This window comes from Rhizobium sp. BK275 (assembly GCF_014193555.1).
Lineage (GTDB): Bacteria > Pseudomonadota > Alphaproteobacteria > Rhizobiales > Rhizobiaceae > Rhizobium.
In genome coordinates this window covers 1175330-1194600 of sequence record NZ_JACHZL010000001.1, presented here as the reverse complement: position 1 = coordinate 1194600, position 19271 = coordinate 1175330, and the positions used below count along the sequence as shown (strand labels likewise).

Annotated in this window: 12 protein-coding genes and 2 pseudogenes; 8 read left to right on the top strand and 6 right to left on the bottom strand. The window is 61.2% G+C overall.

Annotated elements, in window-relative coordinates:
* Window positions 1-37 precede the first annotated feature (37 nt).
* The 3 genes from FHT82_RS05420 (at window position 38) to FHT82_RS05410 (ending at window position 9034) form a co-directional block, all read left to right on the top strand.
* Window positions 38-5518 carry an alpha-2-macroglobulin family protein gene (locus tag FHT82_RS05420; protein WP_183727006.1) on the top strand — a complete coding sequence of 1827 codons (5481 nt, stop codon included), beginning with the start codon at window positions 38-40 and terminating at the stop codon, window positions 5516-5518.
* The gene (gene pbpC / locus FHT82_RS05415; RefSeq protein ID WP_183727004.1) at window positions 5515-7596 is read left to right on the top strand and encodes a penicillin-binding protein 1C; all 2082 of its coding nucleotides are present in this window, start codon (window positions 5515-5517) and stop codon (window positions 7594-7596) included. The genes FHT82_RS05420 and pbpC overlap by 4 nt, the downstream gene beginning before the upstream one ends.
* 331 nt (window positions 7597-7927) lie before the next feature.
* Complete coding sequence (locus FHT82_RS05410) at window positions 7928-9034, top strand: acyltransferase (protein ID WP_183727002.1); 1107 nt, start codon at window positions 7928-7930, stop codon at window positions 9032-9034.
* A 364-nt stretch (window positions 9035-9398) separates the two neighbouring features.
* Here the strand turns inward: FHT82_RS05410 and FHT82_RS05405 are convergent, their stop codons facing one another.
* From FHT82_RS05405 to FHT82_RS05395, 3 genes are read right to left on the bottom strand one after another with little or no spacing between them, the layout of a single operon-like run.
* Complete coding sequence (locus tag FHT82_RS05405) at window positions 9399-9632, bottom strand: hypothetical protein (RefSeq protein WP_183727346.1); 234 nt, start codon at window positions 9630-9632, stop codon at window positions 9399-9401.
* Between the two features lie 41 nt (window positions 9633-9673).
* A complete protein-coding gene (locus FHT82_RS05400) occupies window positions 9674-9997 on the bottom strand; it encodes a helix-turn-helix transcriptional regulator (protein WP_183727000.1) in 324 nt (107 codons plus the stop codon).
* A complete protein-coding gene (locus FHT82_RS05395) occupies window positions 9994-10377 on the bottom strand; it encodes a type II toxin-antitoxin system RelE/ParE family toxin (protein ID WP_246698055.1) in 384 nt (127 codons plus the stop codon). Before FHT82_RS05395 ends, FHT82_RS05400 begins: the two co-directional genes overlap by 4 nt.
* Window positions 10378-10556: 179 nt before the next feature.
* On the opposite strand from FHT82_RS05395, the gene treY reads away from it, so the two are divergent.
* The 5 genes and pseudogenes from treY (at window position 10557) to FHT82_RS30280 (ending at window position 16934) form a co-directional block, all read left to right on the top strand.
* Window positions 10557-13166, top strand: coding sequence for a malto-oligosyltrehalose synthase (gene treY, locus FHT82_RS05390; protein WP_183726998.1), 2610 nt, complete (start codon window positions 10557-10559; stop codon window positions 13164-13166).
* 108 nt (window positions 13167-13274) lie between these two features.
* Window positions 13275-15824 carry a heavy metal translocating P-type ATPase gene (locus FHT82_RS05385; protein ID WP_183726996.1) on the top strand — a complete coding sequence of 850 codons (2550 nt, stop codon included), beginning with the start codon at window positions 13275-13277 and terminating at the stop codon, window positions 15822-15824.
* A 12-nt stretch (window positions 15825-15836) separates the two neighbouring features.
* Window positions 15837-16229, top strand: coding sequence for a Cu(I)-responsive transcriptional regulator (cueR, locus tag FHT82_RS05380; RefSeq protein WP_183726994.1), 393 nt, complete (start codon window positions 15837-15839; stop codon window positions 16227-16229).
* Window positions 16230-16326: 97 nt separating this feature from the next.
* Window positions 16327-16577 (top strand): annotated as a pseudogene (locus tag FHT82_RS30640) (transcriptional regulator).
* A gap of 2 nt (window positions 16578-16579) precedes the next feature.
* A pseudogene (locus tag FHT82_RS30280) lies at window positions 16580-16934 on the top strand (type II toxin-antitoxin system RelE/ParE family toxin).
* A gap of 115 nt (window positions 16935-17049) precedes the next feature.
* Here FHT82_RS30280 and FHT82_RS05370 read toward each other — a convergent pair.
* The 3 genes from FHT82_RS05370 to FHT82_RS05360 form a co-directional block, all read right to left on the bottom strand.
* Window positions 17050-17319 carry a hypothetical protein gene (locus tag FHT82_RS05370; protein ID WP_183726992.1) on the bottom strand — a complete coding sequence of 90 codons (270 nt, stop codon included), beginning with the start codon at window positions 17317-17319 and terminating at the stop codon, window positions 17050-17052.
* A 137-nt stretch (window positions 17320-17456) separates the two neighbouring features.
* Complete coding sequence (locus FHT82_RS05365; RefSeq protein ID WP_183726990.1) at window positions 17457-18152, bottom strand: dimethylsulfonioproprionate lyase family protein; 696 nt, start codon at window positions 18150-18152, stop codon at window positions 17457-17459.
* A 347-nt stretch (window positions 18153-18499) separates the two neighbouring features.
* The gene (locus FHT82_RS05360; RefSeq protein ID WP_183726988.1) at window positions 18500-18970 is read right to left on the bottom strand and encodes a DUF992 domain-containing protein; all 471 of its coding nucleotides are present in this window, start codon (window positions 18968-18970) and stop codon (window positions 18500-18502) included.
* Between the last annotated feature and the right edge of the window lie 301 nt (window positions 18971-19271).

The window sequence follows — 19271 nt, the reverse complement described above, 5'->3', positions numbered from 1 at the left end:
TGCCGCCCGGCTCAGAGCCAGCATCCGGGGGGAACCAATGTCTGTGCGCTCGTTCTTCGCTTTTTCCGTCATCGCAGCATCCGTGAGTTTTGCCGGCTCGCCGGCTTTTGCCGCCGAGGCCAAGCGCGATATCGTCACCGTCAAGGATGCCGATTATTACGGCTTCGACCTGCGCACGGAGCAGAACCTTTCGCTCGATCAGTGCAAGGCGGCCTGCATCGGCGACAAGAGCTGCAAGGCCTTCACCTATAATCCCAAAGTGAAGTGGTGCTTCCTGAAGTCCGATTTCAAGACGATGAACGCCGCCCCCGGCGCGATTGCCGGCCGGATCGTCGAAACGACGGCAGCCAGCGCCCCGAAAGAGCCGGATATTGGCGCTGCCCCCCGCCTGCCCTTCCTCTCCGACGATCTCGTCCAGCAGGCCCGCAATTTCCGCAACGATCTGGCGCTCGCCGACGACCAGCAGGGCCAGGGCGTCGACAGCCTGACGGCAAGTGCCCGCCTCGATCTGACGGGCGGCAATCTTTCCGATGCACTGAAGGCCTTCCATGGCGCCCTGTCGATCACCCCTGATGACGGCGATCTCTGGATCGAGACGGCGCGCGCCGCCACCTCGCTCGGCGCGCCTGACAGCGGCATCTTCGGCCAGGCGGTGGTCGATGCGTTGAACGGCTATCAGCTGACACGCACCACCAATAAACGCGCCGATGCGCTGGCCGTGCTTGCCAAGGCTCTGGAAAAGAATGCAAACTATCGCGATGCGCTGAACAGCTACAAGGCGAGCCTGGCGCTCGTCGGTGCCAAGGACGTGCAGGCGGATTACCTGCAGCTCAAGGAAACGCAGGGCTTCCGCATCACCGAACATACCGTCGATGCCGACAGCGCCACACCGCGCGCCTGCGTCACCTTCTCCGAGGCGCTGGTCAAGACGGTCGACTATACGCCCTTCGTGACACTGAACGGGGCTGCACCCAAGGCGCTGGAAGCCAAGGACAAGCAGATCTGCGTCGAGGGCCTCACCCACGGCGAGACCTACAAGATCGGCTTGCGCACCGGCCTGCCCTCCTCGGTCGACGAGGTTCTGGAAGCACCTGTGACGATCGACGTCTATATCAAGGATCGCAGCCAGATGGTGCGTTTCACCGGCGACAGCTTCGTGCTGCCGTCGACGGCGCGCCGCGGCGTGCCCGTCGTCTCCGTCAACATGGCGTCTGCCAATCTGAAGCTCTACCGTATCGGTGATCGCGGCATCGCACCGCTTCTGACGAGCTCGCAGTTCCTGACGCAGCTCGACGGCTACAGCGCCCAGAACATCCAGGACCAGAGCGGCGAGCTCGTCTGGCAAGGGTCGATCGAGATCGCCAACGAGCTCAACAAGGATGTCGTCACCTCCTTCCCGGTCGACGAGGCGCTGCCCGAGCGCAAGCCCGGCATTTATGTGCTCGTCGCAACCCCGCCGACCGGTCCGGTGCAGGACTGGGATTCGCAGGCCACACAATGGTTCCTCGTCTCCGATATCGGCATTTCCACCTATGCCGGCACCGATGGTCTGAACGTCTTTGCCCGCTCACTGGCGTCTGCCAAGCCGATGGCCGGTGTCGAGCTGCAGCTGCTTGCCAAGAACAATGAAGTGCTCGGCACGGCGACGACCGATCAGGCCGGCCGCGCCAGCTTCACGGCCGGCCTGATGCGCGGCACGGCAGCCCTTACGCCTGCCGTCGTCACCGCCAAGAACGGCGCGTCCGACTATGTTTTCCTCGACATGACGCGGGCCGGTTTCGATCTTTCTGACCGTGGTGTCACCGGCCGCGCCGCGCCGGGCGCGATCGACGTCTTGCCCTGGACCGAGCGCGGCATCTACCGCGCCGGCGAGACGGTGCATGCGGCAGCCCTTGCCCGCGACACGGACGGCAAGGCGATCGAGAACCTGCCGCTCACCTTCATCTTCTCACGGCCCGACGGCGTCGAAGACCGGCGCATCGTCAGCCAGACAAGCAATCTCGGCGGCTATCAGGTGGACCTGCAGACGCAGGAAAACGCCATGCGTGGCACCTGGACGATGAATGTCTATACGGATCCGAAGGGCTCGGCGATCGCCACCAAGACCTTCCTCGTCGACGACTTCGTGCCTGATCGCACCGACATGGAGATCAAGACCGACTCCAAGGAAATCGGCACGGATACGGCCGCGACGATCACTATTTCCGGCAAATATCTCTACGGCGCCCCGGCTGCCGGCCTCACCATCGAAGGCGATGTCGTCGTCAAGCCGACGCGCACGAATGCTGCCTATCCCGGCTACCAGTTCGGCCTTGCAGACGAGGAGGCAAGCGAGGATTCGCGCCAGCCGATCGACGGGTTGCCGGAACTCGACGAGAATGGCGAAGCCTCCACCGACCTGACGATCGGCGAACTGCCGGCAACAACCCAGCTCCTCAACGCCACCGTCTATCTGCGCATGCAGGAGCCCGGCGGCCGCGCCATCGAGCGCTCGCTGGACATCCCGGTCAAGACCGACGCGGCCGCAATCGGCATTAAACCGGAATTCGATGGCGACCTGCCGGAGAATGCACTAGCGAATTTCACGGTCATCGGCCTCGATACCCAGGGCCAAAAGCAGGAAATGAAGGGCCTGCGCTGGAAATTCTACAAGCTGCGCCGCGACTACCAGTGGTATCGCGAAGGCACTGCCTGGAAATACGAGCCGACCTATACGCCCGAAGAAGTCGCCTCCGGCTCGGTGGATGCGACGGCTGAAAACGGCGGCAAGATCCAGGCACCGGTCGAGTGGGGCCGCTACCGTCTCGAGGTCGAAAGCCCTGACGCCGACGGCCCGGCGTCAAGCGTCGAATTCGATGCCGGCTGGTTCGTCGCCTCGACCTCGACGGAAACGCCCGATGGCCTCGAAATCGCTCTCGATAAGGACAGCTATCATGTCGGCGAAACGGCCAAGCTGAAGGTCACGTCGCGTTATGGCGGCGAGCTGATGATCACCGCCGGCACGGAAAAGCTGATTGCCGTGCAGAATGCAACGATGGGCGACACCGGCGGCGAGGTCGATATTCCCGTCACAGCAGACTGGGGTGCCGGCGCCTATGTGACCGCCACCCTCTTCCGGCCGGGCGATTCGCTCGACACCCACATGCCGGCGCGCTCGATCGGCATCAAATGGCTGAAGGTCGATCCGGCCGAGCGGGCGCTGCAGGTCAAGATAGACACGCCTGAGAAGATGCTGCCGCGCGGACCGCTCGATATCGGCCTGCAGGTTGCAGGCGCCGGCGCGAATGAGGAAGCCTACGTCACGGTTGCCGCCGTCGATGTCGGCATCCTTAACCTGACCCGTTACGAGCCGCCGAACCCGGAAGACTGGTATTTCGGCCAACGCCAGCTCGGCCTTGAGATCCGCGACCTTTACGGCCGGCTGATCGACGGCTCGCTGGGCGCGACCGGCAAGCTGCGCACCGGCGGCGACGGCGGCGCGATCGCATTGCAGGCAAGCCCGCCGACGCAAAAGCTCGTCGCCTTCTTCGCCGGTCCGGTCAAACTCGATGCCGAAGGCAAGGCCAAGGTGAGTTTCGATATACCGCAGTTCAACGGAACGGCGCGTGTCATGGCGGTTGCCTGGACAAAGGCCGGTGTCGGCCACAGCGCCAGAGACGTCATCATCCGCGACCCTGTCGTCGTCACGGCAAGCCTGCCGAAATTCCTGGCGCCCGGGGATAAGGCTAACCTCAGGCTCGACATCGCCAATACCGATGCACCCGCCGGCGACTACAAGCTGACGCTCACCGGCAACAGCGCGCTCAACATCGACGGGCCAGCCGAACAGACATTGAAGCTTCAAGCCGGCGCCAAGTCCGACCTGACGCTGACGCTCGTCGGCGGCGCGCCGGGCGATGGCAGTGTGACAATCAACCTGTCCAATGCCTCCGGCCTGTCGCTCGACCAGGTGGTCGACGTCCCGGTGCGGCCGTCCTCACTGCCAGTCACCGAACGGCGCGTCATTGCGTTGGCACCAGGCAAGAACCTCACCATCGACAAGAACCTGTTGGCAGACAGCGTGCTTCCGGGCGCTTCGATCGCCGTCAACGTCACCCGCTCGGCCGCCTTCGATATTCCCGCTCTCCTGATGACGCTCGACCGCTACCCCTTCGGCTGCGCCGAGCAGACGACCAGCCGTGCCCTGCCGCTGCTCTATCTGGCCGAAGTCGCCAAGCAGGCCGGTATGGATGAGACCGACGACGACATCCACAAGCGCGTGCAGGATGCCATCTACAAACTACTCTCCTATCAGGCCTATGCCGGAAGCTTTGGCCTTTGGGGACCGGATTCCGGCGATCTCTGGCTCGATTCCTACGTCACCGACTTCCTGACACGGGCACGCGAGCAGAAGTACGACGTGCCGGATCGCGCCCTGGTGCAGGCGCTGGAAAATCTCCAGAATTCGCTCTCCTATACGACGGACGTGAAGGGCAAAGGCGACGAAATCGCCTACGCTCTCTACGTGCTCGCCCGCAACAAGAAGGCTGCCGTCAGCGACCTGCGCTACTATGCCGACACGATGATCAACGACTTCCCGACACCGCTTGCCAAGGCGCATATCGCTGCGGCACTGGCGCTCTATGGCGATGCGACCCGCTCGAAGAACATCTTTGTCGATGCGCTGCAGATGTCGAAGCAGTCGATGGTGACCCGGGTAAACTTCTCGCGCACCGATTACGGCTCGGTGCTGCGCGATGGCGCAGCAATCCTGGCGCTTGCGGCCGAAAGCCGGCCGGTTCCGCCCGTCATTCCGGAACTTGCCAAGGCGGTCGCTCGGGAATGGGATCGCAGCAAATATACGAGCACCCAGGAACAGGCATGGATGCTTCTGGCGGCGCGTGCCCTGCAGAACGGCGACGACGATCTGAAGATCAACGTCAACGGCGTTGATCGAACCGGCGCCTATATGGCAAAGATGACGGGTGACGCGCTGATCGACCATCCGCTGACATTGACGAGTGCCACGAGCGATACGGTTTCGGCCGTCGTCACGACGGTCGCCTCCCCCGTCAAGCCGCTGCCGGCCGGGGGCAACGGCTTTACCATCGAGCGGAGTTATTACACGCTCGATGGCGAGCAGGCCAATGTCAGCGAGGCACAGCAGAACGAGCGTTACGTCGTCGTGCTGCATGTGACCGAGCAGAACGACTGGGCCTCGCGCATCGTCATCACCGACCTGCTGCCGGCCGGCTTCGAGATCGACAATCCGAGCCTCGTCGACAGCGCCCAGATGACGAATTTCGACTGGGTCGGCGAAATGTCCGCCGCCCATACAGAATTCCGCTACGACCGTTTCGTCGCCGCCTTCAATCGCGATGAGAATTCAGCGCGCGATTTCAACGTCGCCTACGTGGTGCGCGCCGTCACCCCCGGCGTCTACGATCATCCGGCAGCAACCGTCGAGGACATGTACCGTGCCGATCTGTCTGCGCGGACGGCGACCGGCAAGATGGAGGTCGTTGCGGCTCAACAATGAGGCGGTGGCAGAAATTTGCGATCGGGACTGCGGCCGGCATTTTCATTGCCGGCGCAGGTCTTTTCGCGCTCGATGCCGCCGACCGGGCCTTTCCGCCGCCACTTGAACAGGCAGTAGCCGTCTCGCCCGAAGTGCTTGATGCCGGTGGGCAATTGCTGCGCGCCTTTGCAACGCCGGAGGGGCGCTGGCGGCTGAGGACACGCGTTTCCGACGTCGATCCGCAATTCATCCGCATGCTGATTGCCTATGAAGATCAGCGCTTCTACGAGCATTCCGGCATCGATGTCTGGGCGCTCGGGCGTGCGGCGCTGCAATTCGTCAGCAACGGCCGCATCGTATCCGGCGCCTCGACGCTCTCCATGCAGGTGGCAAGGCTGATCGAGCCGCGCGAGAGCCGGTCACTTTCGGCAAAACTCCTGCAGGTCGTGCGCGCCGTGCAGATCGAGCGGCGGCTTTCGAAGGAACATATCCTCGATCTCTATCTCACCCATGCGCCCTATGGCGGCAACCTGGAAGGCGTGCGCGCCGCAAGCCTTGCCTATTTCGGCAAGGAGCCGAAGCGGCTGACGGTGGCGGAGGCCGCCCTCTTGGTCGCGCTGCCGCAATTGCCTGAGAAGCGCCGGCCGGACCGGAACCTGAAGACCGCCGAAGCGGCGCGCAAACGCGTGCTCGACCGCATCGCCGTGGCCAAGGTGGTGGGTGACGGCGAGGCCGAACGCGCCGAAGGGGTTGCAATCCCTGCCCGCCGGCTGCAGCTTCCAGCCCTTGCCGCTCATGTTGCGGAAGCCGCACTCCGCAAGGACCCGAACGTGGTCCAGCACCAGACGACACTGAAGAAGCAGGTTCAGGCCGGTCTTGAATCCGTCGCGCGCGCCGCGACACTGAAGCTTGGGCCGAAGCTGTCGCTCGCCATGGTGATGGCGGACGCCGAGACCGGCGAGATCGTCGGCGAGGTCGGATCGGCCGATTATTTCGATGCCAGCCGCTCCGGCTGGATCGATATGACGCGTATCAACCGCTCACCCGGCTCGACACTCAAACCCTTCATCTACGGCCTTGCCTTCGAGCAGGGGCTCGTCAGCCAGGAGACCATCATCGAGGATCGGCCGGCCGATTTCTTCGGCTACCGGCCGCGCAATTTCGATATGAGCTACCAGGGTGACGTGACCGTGCGCGAGGCCCTGCAGCTCTCCCTCAACGTGCCGGCCGTCAAGCTGCTCGATGCGGTCGGCCCGTCGCGGCTCATGGTGCGTTTCCGCCGCGCCGATGTTCGTCCGGTCTTGCCGCCGAACGAGACGCCGGGCCTGGCGATTGGCCTTGGCGGCGTCGGCATCACGCTGAAGGATCTCGTGCAGCTCTATACGGCGCTTGCCAATCGCGGCCAGCCGGTCAGGATCGGCGATGGTGTGACCAACGAGCCGGGCAAGATCGACGCCGAGCCCTTGCTGGACCCGGTTGCTGTCTGGAATGTCGCCGACATTCTCTCGGGCGTCATACCGCCGGCCGGCGCGCCGCAGCGCGGCATCGCCTACAAGACCGGCACGAGCTATGGCTATCGCGATGCCTGGTCGGTCGGTTACGACGGACGCTATGTGCTTGGTGTGTGGGTCGGACGGCCGGACAATAGCGCCGTACCCGGTTTGACGGGTTATGGCACGGCTGCACCCATCCTCTTCGAGGCGCTTGCGAAATCCGGCATCGCCACCACACCACTGCCGCGCCCGCCGACAGGCGCCGTGCGCATCGCACAGACCGATCTGCCGATCAGCCAGCGCCGTTTTGCCGTCAATGCCAACGGACTGCTGGTCACGTCCGGCCGCGAGCCGTCACCCCAGATCGTCTATCCGCCGGAGGGCGCTCATGTCGATCTTGGAGCAAAAGCAGGCGATCTTTCGCCACTGATGCTCAAACTGCAGGGCGGCCGCGCGCCCTTCCGCTGGCTTGCCAACGGCAAGCCGCTGCCCGAACTTTCACGCCGGCGCACGCAGAGCTGGATGCCTGATGGCGGCGGGTATTCAAAGCTGACGGTCATCGATTCCATGGGCCGAGCGGCAAGCGTCGGCGTCTTCGTCGACTAGGGCTTGTTGAGATTCATTTTGAGTTTATGACAGCGGCGCAAGCGTAGATCATGGCGGAGAAGTTTCTGTCGGTTTTATCGCTTCTCATGGCGATGGCCTTAAACTCTTTGAGCTTGCAGAAGAAGTTCTCGATCAGGTGTCCCGTTGCAGCGCCCGCCAGGCAATCGCGTTAAAAATCAGGTCCGGATGGACAAGGACAGTGGCCCACGCATAGGCCGCATCAGTAAAGATCGCTTGTATCTCGGCTTAACCCCGGATTTGCAACGGCGCGTGACAACATTGGAAACTCACCTTAATGGTTTATTAAGCTTTGGAAGCGCGGGGGGCTCGCATGCATAGGCGCGAGATAAAGAAGGCATATTACCCAAATTTCAACCTGATCAGGCTCGTCGCAGCCTCCACGGTGATCTTTTCGCATGCCTTCCTTATCTCGGAGAAAACCTCGGCGAACGAACCCTTCGAGCGTTTGATCGGAGGGGGCAATATCCTTGGCATCTTCGGGGTCTATGTGTTTTTCATCACAAGCGGCTTCCTCGTCACGCAGAGCGCGCAGTCATGCAGCGCGAGTGGTTTTCTCTGGCGGCGTGCGCTGAGGATATATCCGGCGCTTGTTGTCTGCACCCTGCTCAGCGTCTATGTTTTGGGTCCCTTTTTCAGCCCGTTAGGCATCAGCGCTTATCTTCGTAACTCGCTTCATGTGAAGACGACGGTGCATGCGGTGCTCGATCCGAACTATGGTATGATCCTGCCCCATGTACAGTTTTATGATCCTGCGATCTCCTGGCTTGCCACCTTCGTCAACGGCTCTCTTTGGACGATCCCGCAGGAAATATTCTGCTACCTCATCCTTGCGGCATTGATGGCCATCGGGCTTCTGCGAGCCCCGCTCATCGCATCTTCCGTCGCCGTCGGCGTGATTTTGGAGCTTTTCTTCGATAGTCCGTGGCCAGATAGAAAGTTGATAACGGACTTCACTTATATCGCTCCCTACTTCTTCTGCGGTTCACTTCTCTGGTTCGTCGCGGCAAAATGGCAGCCAAGCATTGTACTGGCCCTGATCTTCGTGGTGCTTGGTGTGCTCTGCCTCGTCCTCTGGCCCGCCTATCCTTATGGGCCAATGTTATTCGCCTATCCGCTTGTCCAGATCGCGACCTCGCCGGGCATACGCCTGCCGACTCTCGGCCGGTTTGGCGACGTCTCCTATGGGACCTATCTGTATGGCTGGCCAGTGGAGCAAGTGGTGAACAATGCTCTAGGTGAGTATAGCACATGGTGGGCGGTCTTCGCCGTTTCCCTGCCTACTGCCATGTTACTCGGTTGGCTATCCTGGCATCTTTTAGAAAAGCGTGCGCTGAGGTTGAAGCGAACATCATTCTCCCAGCAACAGCATGTCATTCAGCAGATCGCGCGTCGGTTTTTCGAACAGCATAGTCCCTAACTGTCGCACTTTCCTGATCATGTGCAACGGTTGCCTGAATGGGTCTCGGTGGTGAGCTTCCGCCAAGGTATCGGTCTTTTCTGCCAGGAAGAACCCACTATGACCGCTGTCGATTCATTGCGGCGCGTCTTCTAGGCAGCTTCGACACCATTGCCCAGGCACTTGGCGACATCTGCAACCTCTTCTCCGTGATCGAATGCCGAAACTACTTCAGGGCTGCCGGATATGAGGCCGATTAAACGCGACACGCGTTAGAGCCTTACCTAGCCTGATTGAAGCGTTCTGTTGGCAGAGCACGAAACGTGACCTTGGCTCCCGGACAATGGCCCATCAGTAGGAAGCCCAGCGTTCCCCATGAGCGCGGCTACAGAGGCACTCGATAGAGGATGACGCGAGCACTCGGTACAATCTGCGACAGGAAGTCGAAATCCCGCACGTTGCCGGTCAATACGCTCGCACCCAACTGCCGCGCCTGCAGGAAAATGAGGGCGTCATTGACGAAGCGGCGCTCATGTCCCTCGCCTCGGCCTCGCGGGCCAGTATCCTCTGGAGATAGGCGTCGCTCATCCGGTTCCGATCTCCAAAGCAGGACGGTCATTTTCTCGTTTCCTGGACAGCCGTTTTCAGCGGCTGCAGATCTTACGCATGAGCGTGTGCAGCCCGCGGCGGCTTTGCCGAATGGACTTTCACCTTCACGTCCACCGTCTGGCCGAGGAGATCGAGCATCTTCCAAAGCCGGTCGACGGTGAAGCCGTCCAGCTTGACGCGGCGGATGCGCGAGAATTCGGTATAGTTGATTCCGGTCAGCGTTCCGGCTTCCCGCACCGACAGCTTCCGCCTGTCGAGCGTCTTGATAATCTGTGCCGCCAGCGTAGCCCGCAGATGCTCCAGTTCCGGGTTCGGCATATCGAAGTCGCGGAAGACGTTGCCACTGCCGCGAACAAGTTCAAATTCGTCGCTCATCGTAAAGCCTCCTTCAGTCGTTTCAGGCTTTCGCGGATCAGATCAATTTCGGCCTTCGGTGTTGTAATGCCCGACTTCGATTTTTTCTGAAACGCATGGACAACCCATATGTCCGTATTGATCTGCAGCACGTAGACGACACGAAAAGCGTCGCCCCGGTGCTTCAATGCCAGCTCGAGTACGCCCGACCCGAGGCCCGTCAATGGCTTTGCGATCTCGGGATGGCCGCCAGCGGCAACCACGGTCAACGCCCGCGCCATTTCGACCTGTGCGCCGGGCGGAAAATCTTCAAAGTCTTTCCGGGCGGCCTTAATCCACGATACTGTACGGCCATTGTCTGGCATATGGTCTATGTTGATATATTTATCAACACTCGTCAATGAAAATAACGTCGTAGCCGTCCGTTCTGCCGCCCGCGGCGAAAGCCCGACTACCGCAATTCGATTGGCGAAAAATCAATGTGACAGCACCCCATCAACGAACCTACCCTTAAAGAACGGGAACAAAAGCGCTTCACAACCGTTGCAAGATGTCCCCTTCGAACGGCAAAAACGACCCCATGACGCTTCCCTCCGCGACCTACCGGGTCCAGTTCCGCAACGGCATGACCTTCGATCGTGCCTGCGGGCTTGTCCCCTATCTGAAGTCGCTTGGCATCAGCCACCTCTACGCCTCGCCGGTCTTCACCGTCACGACAGGATCGACGCACGGTTACGACGTGACCGACGCCAACGAGATCGATCCGGGACTTGGCGGAAGGGCGGGTTTCGATCGCCTGACGGAGGCGCTGTCAGAAGCGGGCATGGGCCTGATGCTCGACATCGTGCCGAATCATATGGCTGCTTCGCTGGAGAACGCCTGGTGGCGGAGCGTCCTGGAATTCGGCAAGCATAGCCCGTTTGCAGGCCACTTCGATATAGAATGGAGCGAACGACTGACCCTGCCCCAGCTCGGTAAGAGCTTCGATGAAAGTGTTTCTGCCGGCGAACTGACGATCACCATCGACGAGGCGCATGGCAATCTGGCGATCGGCTACTATGACGCCCTCTTTCCGCTGAGCATGGAAAGCTACGCCCAGCTCTCGACGGAACTGGATGATCCTGTTCTCGCTGGGATGGCCGAACTGGCAGGCTCCATCGGTGGCGATGACCTGCATCGAGGGCTGCGCGACATAATCTTCGAGGCCGGCGATCTCACAAGCCTGAGCAGAAAGCTTGCGGAGCTTTCAAAGGATCATGCCTTCATGACGCGGCTGCATGCGGCGCAGCACTGGCAGCTTCAGCGCTGGCAGGAGGCTTCGGAGCATCTGAGCTATCGGCGGTTTTTCGAGGTGACTGGGCTGGTCGGGCTGCGGGTCGAGGATATCAGGGTCTTCGAAGAGAGCCACCGGCTGATTCTCGATCTCGTGCGTCAGGGCCAGGTGCAGGGCCTGCGCATCGACCATATCGACGGGCTGGCGGAACCGAGAGCCTATCTCGACCGCTTGCGGGAAGCAGTCGGCGCAGACACCTATATCGTCGTCGAGAAAATCCTTGGCCCCGGCGAAGGGCTGCCGGCCGACTGGCCGGTGCATGGAACGACGGGCTACGAGTTCGTTGCCGCCTTGAGCGGGCTCTTCGTGGAGGGCAATGGCTTGCAGAAACTCGATGAAGCCTATCGCCGGCTGGCAGGTGGCAATGGCGATTTCGAAGCCGGGCGACGGACGGCCAAGCGGTTGATGGTCGAGCGGAATTTCGCCGGAGAGGCGGCCCGCCTTGCGCGCATAGCAGCCGGCCTCCTCCCCGAACTGTCGAACAGGGAAATGACCGAGGCGATCCGCGAGCTTCTGATCGCCTTTCCCGTCTACCGCACCTACGGGACCGACGGCCCTCTCGATGCGCGGGATGCGGACCTGCTGAAAAAAGCCGAGCTGGCGGCTGCCGGATATCTGGACCATGCACAGTCGCTGCAAAGCATCGTGGCCATCCTGGAGGGTAAGGTCGACAACGAGGCGGCTCGTGAATTCCGCCACCGATTCCAGCAGCTCTCCGGCCCCGTCATGGCCAAGGCAATGGAGGATACGCTGTTCTATCGCTACAACCGGCTGCTGGCGGTAAATGAGGTCGGTGGCGAGCCGGAGCATGTGCCCGGCGGCATCGAAGCGTTTCACCAACACATGCAGGATCGGGCGCGCTCCCAGCCCTCGGGACTTTCGGCAACATCGACGCATGACACAAAGCGCGGCGAGGATGCGCGGGCGCGGCTTTATACTGTCAGCGAAGGCGCCGACGTCTTTGCCAACGCCGTCGAACATTGGCGCAGACTGAATGAAAGTCACCGTATTGAGCTGCCGGACGGTGCAGCACCCGAGCCCGATCTGGAATGGATGCTCTATCAGGCGCTTACCGGCGCGTGGCCTGAGGATTTCGACCGTCATCATGCGGATGGGCTGCGCGAGCGTTTCGTCGCCTATGCGGAAAAGGCTATTCGCGAAGCCAAGCTGCGTACCGATTGGACGGCGCCGAACAATGACTATGAGGAAGCGGTCCGCGCCTATGCGGCAGCACTCGTCTCACCCGACAACGACGCCTTCACCGAGGCTTTCGCCCGTGTTCTGCAGCCCTTCATCGAGGCCGGTTACGTCAACAGCCTGTCGCAGACATTGATCAAGCTGACGGCACCGGGCATTCCGGATATCTATCAAGGGGCCGAAGGTTTCGATTTCAGTTTCGTCGACCCCGACAACAGACGGCCGCCAGATTTCGAGACACTCGCAGGCTGGCTTGCCGAGGGTGGTCCGCTGGCAAGATTGCAGGCGGCGGCGCTGAAACAGCGTGTCATCCAGATCGGCCTGGGACTCCGGCTCGAGCACGGCCAGCTTTTCACTAAGGGGGAATATCTGCCGCTGGCCGTCAGCGGCATCAGAAGCAGCCATGTCGTCGCCTTTGCCCGCCTGCACCATAACGACTTCGCTATCACCATCGTGCCAAGACTGATGTTTGGCTGGCTCGATCCCGGCGTGCTCTTTGCCGGACCGGAATTCTGGGAGGATACGGTAATATCCGTGCCTTCACCGCTTCACGGTCTCAAAGCCGATCTCCTGACTGGCAAGATGCTGGAGCCGGGAACGAAGATCGCGCTTGCCGCCCTTCTCGGAGACCAGCCGGCGGCCCTGATCGTGCCGGCCTGACGGTAACCTTGAAAAATCCGCACCGTTAAAAAAAGCTGTTGACCTTCCAGTTGCTGGAAGGTTCATAAAGCCGTCCGGATGCCAGAAGGGCATGAAAGGCGAAAGCATATGGATACCAAGCACGATCATCATCACGGCCACGACCATCATGGACATGGTCACGACCATCACCATCATGCAGGTGCGCAATGCGGCTGCGGCCACGACGAAAAGGTTGAAGAGCTGGTGGTGCGCGATCCCGTCTGCGGCATGACGATCGATCCGAATGCCGGCAAGCCTTCCCTGGATTATGAGGGTCACACCTATCACTTCTGCTGCGATGGCTGCCGAAAGAAATTCGAGGCGGCACCACAGGATTATCTTACGGCCAAGGATCCGGTCTGCGGCATGAACGTCGATCGCGCCAGCGCCAAGCATTTCCTCAAACACGAGGGCGAAAAATTCTACTTCTGCTCGGCAGGATGCAAGGCGAAGTTCGAGGCCGATCCCGAGACCTATCGCAATGGCAGGAAACCCGCGGCAGCCGCCATGCCGAAGGGAACGCTCTATACCTGCCCCATGCATCCTGAGATCGTCAGCGACCATCCCGGCGACTGCCCGAAATGCGGCATGGCGTTGGAGCCGATGGGCATTCCGCCCGAGGATGAAGGCCCGAACCCGGAACTCGTGGATTTTATCCGGCGGCTCTGGGTCAGTGCGGTTCTTTCGATCCCGCTCCTGATCCTCACCATGGGTCCGATGCTTGGCCTGTCGTGGCCGCGCGAAGCGCTCGGGGAACCGCTGGCGAGTTATGTCGAACTGTTGCTGGCGACACCGGTCGTCCTCTGGGCAGCCCTTCCCTTCTTTCGCAGGGCATGGGCATCCTTCGTCAACCGCAGTCCGAATATGTGGACATTGATCGGCCTCGGCGTCGGCACGGCCTATGTGTACAGCGTCGTGGCAACCTTGGCGCCCGATCTCTTCCCGCATAGTTTCCGCGGCCATGGCGGCTCTGTTCCCGTTTATTTCGAGGCAGCCGCCGTCATCATTGCACTGGTCTTCGCCGGGCAGGTGCTGGAATTGAAGGCGCGCGAACGCACCGGCTCTGCAATCCGCGCGCTGCTTGACCTTGCTCCGAAAACCGCGCGCCGCATCGATACCGATGGCAGTGAGCGCGACGTGCCTGTCGATGATATCCAAGCCGGCGACCGGCTGCGCGTACGCCCCGGCGAACGTATACCGGTCGATGGCTCCGTCACCGAAGGGCAATCGACCATCGATGAATCGATGATCACGGGCGAATCGCTGCCGGTGGAAAAGGCTGTGGGCGACACACTGACCGGCGGCACCATGAACAAGAACGGCGCGCTGATCATGACCGCCGAAAAGGTCGGCGCCGACACAACACTGTCGCGCATCGTCGACATGGTGGCGAAGGCGCAGCGCTCGCGCGCGCCGATCCAGGGGGCTGTCGACCGCGTTTCGGCGATCTTCGTTCCCGGCGTCGTCGCGGCCGCCATCGCTGCCTTCCTCGTCTGGTCCTTCGTCGGGCCGGAGCCGCGCCTGGCCAATGCCCTGCTTGCCGCCGTCGCCGTGCTGATCATCGCCTGCCCCTGTGCACTCGGCCTTGCGACGCCGATGTCGATCATGATTGCCACCGGCCGTGGCGCGCAGGAGGGTGTCTTGATCAAGGATGCGGAAGCATTGGAGCGTTTTTCGAAGGTCGATACATTGATCGTCGACAAGACCGGCACGCTGACCGAAGGTAAGCCAAAGCTGACTGAGGTTGTGGCTTTGGGCAATATTGATGAAAACCATCTGCTGGCGCTTGCTGCAAGCCTGGAACGCGGTTCGGAACATCCCCTCGCCGAGGCAATCGTCTCCGGTGCCGAAGAACGCGGCCTCACCTTCCGCGACGCGACGGGTTTCGAGGCAAGGACCGGAAAAGGCGTGGAAGGCAAGGCGGGCGGCACATCCGTCGCGCTCGGCAATGCCGCCATGCTTGCCGATCTCGGCATCGATCCCTCGCCGCTCTCCGAGAAGACCGAGGCGCTGCGCGGCGAAGGCAAGACCGTCATGTTCGTGGTCGTGGATGGCGTGCTGGCCGGCCTTGTCGCCGTTGCCGATCGTGTCAAGCCGACAACGGCTGCCGCCATCAAGGCGCTGCACGACAGCGGCCTGAAAATCATCATGGCGACCGGCGACAATGAGCGGACGGCCCGTGCGGTGGCAAGAAGCCTTGGGATCGACGAGGTTCGCGCCGATGTTCTGCCTGAGGACAAGAAGGCGCTGGTCGATGAACTCCGGGCGAAAGGCGCTGTCATCGCCATGGCCGGCGACGGCGTCAATGATGCGCCGGCACTCGCCGCTGCCGATGTCGGCATCGCCATGGGTACGGGTGCCGACGTTGCGATGGAAAGTGCGGGCATTACATTGGTGAAGGGCGATCTCAACGGCATCGTCCGCGCCCGGCGGCTCGCCGAAGCGACGATGCGCAACATCCGCCAGAACCTCGGCTTTGCCTTCGGCTACAATGCGCTCGGCATCCCCGTGGCCGCCGGCGTGCTCTATCCAATCTTCGGCCTGCTGCTCTCGCCAATGATTGCGGCCGCCGCCATGAGCCTCTCGTCCGTCTCGGTCATCGGCAATGCGCTGAGGCTGAGGGTCGAAAAGCTGTAAAGGAATCAAGTGATGAATATCGGCGAAGCTTCGGAACGGTCCGGCCTGCCTTCAAAGACCATCCGCTACTACGAAGACATCGGCCTCATCCGCCCCGGCCGGGGCGGAAACGGCTACCGCGATTATGCGGCCTCGGACGTGCACAAGCTGCGCTTCCTGCAGCGCTCGCGCGGCCTCGGCTTCTCGGTGGAGGAATGCCGTCAGCTGCTCGCACTCTACGAGGACAAGAGCCGGGCGAGCGCCGACGTCAAGGGGATCGCCGAGGCGAAGCTTTCGGAAATCGACCGGAAGATCCGCGAGCTGACGGAGCTGCGGCATACGCTCGAACATCTCGTCCATGCCTGCCACGGCAATGATCGTCCGGACTGTCCGATCCTCGAAGAACTTTCGGACACCGCCACCTGACGCTTGTCACTAAGTCTCCAGTAAGTCGACATGGTGATGAACATCGACAATATATGCCACGCTGACCACATTGGAAGAAGAACGGAAGGTCAAGGTGATGGCATCAGGTAGCATCCATGTGAAGGTCAGTGGCGCGCTGCAAGATCATATTCGGCAGCAGATCGGCGACGACGGCCTCTACGAAAACGCAAGCGAATAATCCGCGCGTTGATCCGGCGCGATTTGCAGACCCGTGACGAGGCATGGGATGCCCTACAAAAGGAGCTCGCCCCCGCGATGCGAGCCGCTGACAGTGAATTTGTCGCTATCAGCGCCGAGGATGTTATCCGTCGCAACAAGCGCCGCTAGTCATGGTGACTTATCGATTTTATCCCCGCGCCGATGCAGCGCAGGACAAGATGTGGCGCGACACATTTGAGGCGTGGGGCGAAAAACAGGCGGACGCCGATATCCTTGGTTTGCACGGTCATTTGCAGCGGCTGCGCAAGGATCGAATGATATGGCGACAGCTTCGGCAGCGCCTCACGGTTCCGGCAGATATCAGGCGGAAGGCTTTACTTCGGCCGCTATGAGCATCCCTATGTCTTCTTCCGCGAACTCGATAACGGCGATATCGGTATAATGAGTATTCTTCACGAACGGATGGATTTAGCCGTTCGGCTAAGAGAAGACTTGGCAGCTCTCTCATCCAGAGAGCCCTCTTAGAAGTATTCGACAGGCTGCATGCATTGGGCCGGGCTGTTCGCAAACCGAAAGTTGGACGTCCGTCCGTTTCTTCTGCTCCATTGCCCACGTAAAAGAGGTTCGCTGGGGAAACCGCCTACCGCCCCGAGACGTCGACTTCCTCTTCCTGCTCATCCTCGGCGGTGGTGTCATCCAGCCGGTGCTTGATCGCCAGCGCATAGATGACATCGAGGATATTGCGGTCTTTCAGATGAGGATCGCTCAGCGCCAGCAGCGAGGCGCGAACGATCTTCTTGCTGGAGGCTTTCGGACAGCGCCCGCGGACGAAATCGTAAAGCGCATCGCCCACCAGGCCTTCCATGGCGCCGTCCACGAGGGCCTCGTAGACCCGCTTCTTTTCTTTCATTCTATGTATTCCCCTGCAAATCAGCGGGGCACATACTCGGTCATGAAATTGTCATATACAACCGACCGAAACCATGTGTCGACGATTGAACAGCTGTGCAACCGTGGAAAACGGTACTTTGGCGGACCCAATTCCGTTCAACTCCGCGCACGTCCGGGCTCTTCGACGTGGCACCAGACCGCCAATAGCGGTGTCGTGGTACAACGCATGGCGAACGACTGTCCCGCTTCGGCCGCGAAGACGCCGCCTGTTCCGGTCGAAAACCAGCTCGCTCCGGCAATCGAAAGTTCGCAGGGTGACAGCAACAAAAAAGCCCGTGAGAACCGCTGCACGTGATCGGGGAACCGGCTGTACGGCTCCATATAGGTGAGGCCAATGCGGATATCCGTCCGGTCTTCCAGTCCACCGGGTCCGACGATCACGCTGTGGGCATGAGCTGTCTCGAAGTTCAGGCTTGCAAATGGTCCGCTTCTGCCTCTGATCCACACAAGCGAGTGAGCGAGACGCTGAACGCACTGCGCTACCTCGGCGCAAATGCCTCTGGTCGCGATTGCGTTTTGGAGGGCCGCCTCGAGGCCCGTAGGGATACCGCTATCCTGAAGCTGCTTGTGGCTTAGCGTTCCCGTGCGTTCAAGCTTTTGAAAAACCTTCCCGGCGACAAAACTCGCCATCGTCGAGGCCGACGGATGCAGCATCGCACGAGCCAGCAGATTCAGGAAGTTTTCGAGCTCCGCCGGACGCTCCGCGGCGCTCCGCTCGCGAAGCCTGCGTTTTACCGGTTCTTTCTCGTCGGTGATGAGGAGATCTGCTTCTCGTTTCGTGGTTCTGCTCATGACCTTCTCCGTGCAGGCTCTTCCCTACAGTGCCCGGACCAGCGACGGCAAGGTTTCTGATTGCTCAGATGTCAAGAAACTCGTCCTGAGCGGCGAGTTCTTCGGCCCGCCCGCGCCAGATGCAGGAGAATGGAAAAGCGGTCTCAGACCGTCGTTGCCTGGTCATTCGGGATGCCCCTGCTGCGGGAACTGAGCGGAGGGCACGCGCGGAAGCGGATCATTCATTTGGATTCAAGACGGCAGAACCGGTCATCCAGCCGTATCCGTCGGGATCCCGGCTTTTTACACTTTGCCGGCTTCCCAGGCGCTACCCGCGAAGCCGACCTGTCAGGTTCGGTTCACCAGATTCAGTCCGCGAGCCGCAGCTTCAGTGCCGCCACACCGACGGCCAAATTGACACCGACATCGCCTTCAAGCGAAACCGGTTGCAGCGAGACGGTCTTGCGCGTTCCGCCGACCAGCACATTGGCCCCTCCGCCGATCCCGACGCTGGCATCAGCCGTCACGCCGGCATATGTGCCCTGCAGCCCGGCAACCGGTTCACGCGTGGCGCTAAAGACCAGCCAGACCATCCGGCCCTTTTCTACGCTACCGACGTCAAGACCGAAATCGGTGATCGTGCCGACATAATGCTGACTGGCATCACCGGCAGCGCTCGGCGTATAGGTGCAGTCGACGTCCTGCTTGGAGCCGACGATGACACCGATGCCCTTGGAAACGTCGCAGTCCAGCTTGCCGACATCGGCCTGGGCGGCGTTTGCAACGACAGGGGCGGCCAGCATGCCGGCTGCGAAGAAGGAAAGAAGAATGGTTTTCATGATAGATCCTATTCGGAGTTTAAGGTCGCTATCGGCGGCATAGCGTGTCCGAGGGAACCGCGGATGCTGCCCGACATCGTCGACGAGGGCTCGCCGATCGACGAAAAGAATAGGGAAGCCGCCCGACCGGATGAAATCGCGCGCTGGTCTAGGCGGGCCAATACGTAAGTTTAGTTCCGCCTGCTTCAGGATGGGCGTATCTTCCATTCCATCGCCTGAAGCCTCCTCCTGACAGGCGATAGAAATCTCGGTTAGGGCTTCCCGGTGTCCCTCCCCTCCGCCCGAAGCCACGGATTGCCCG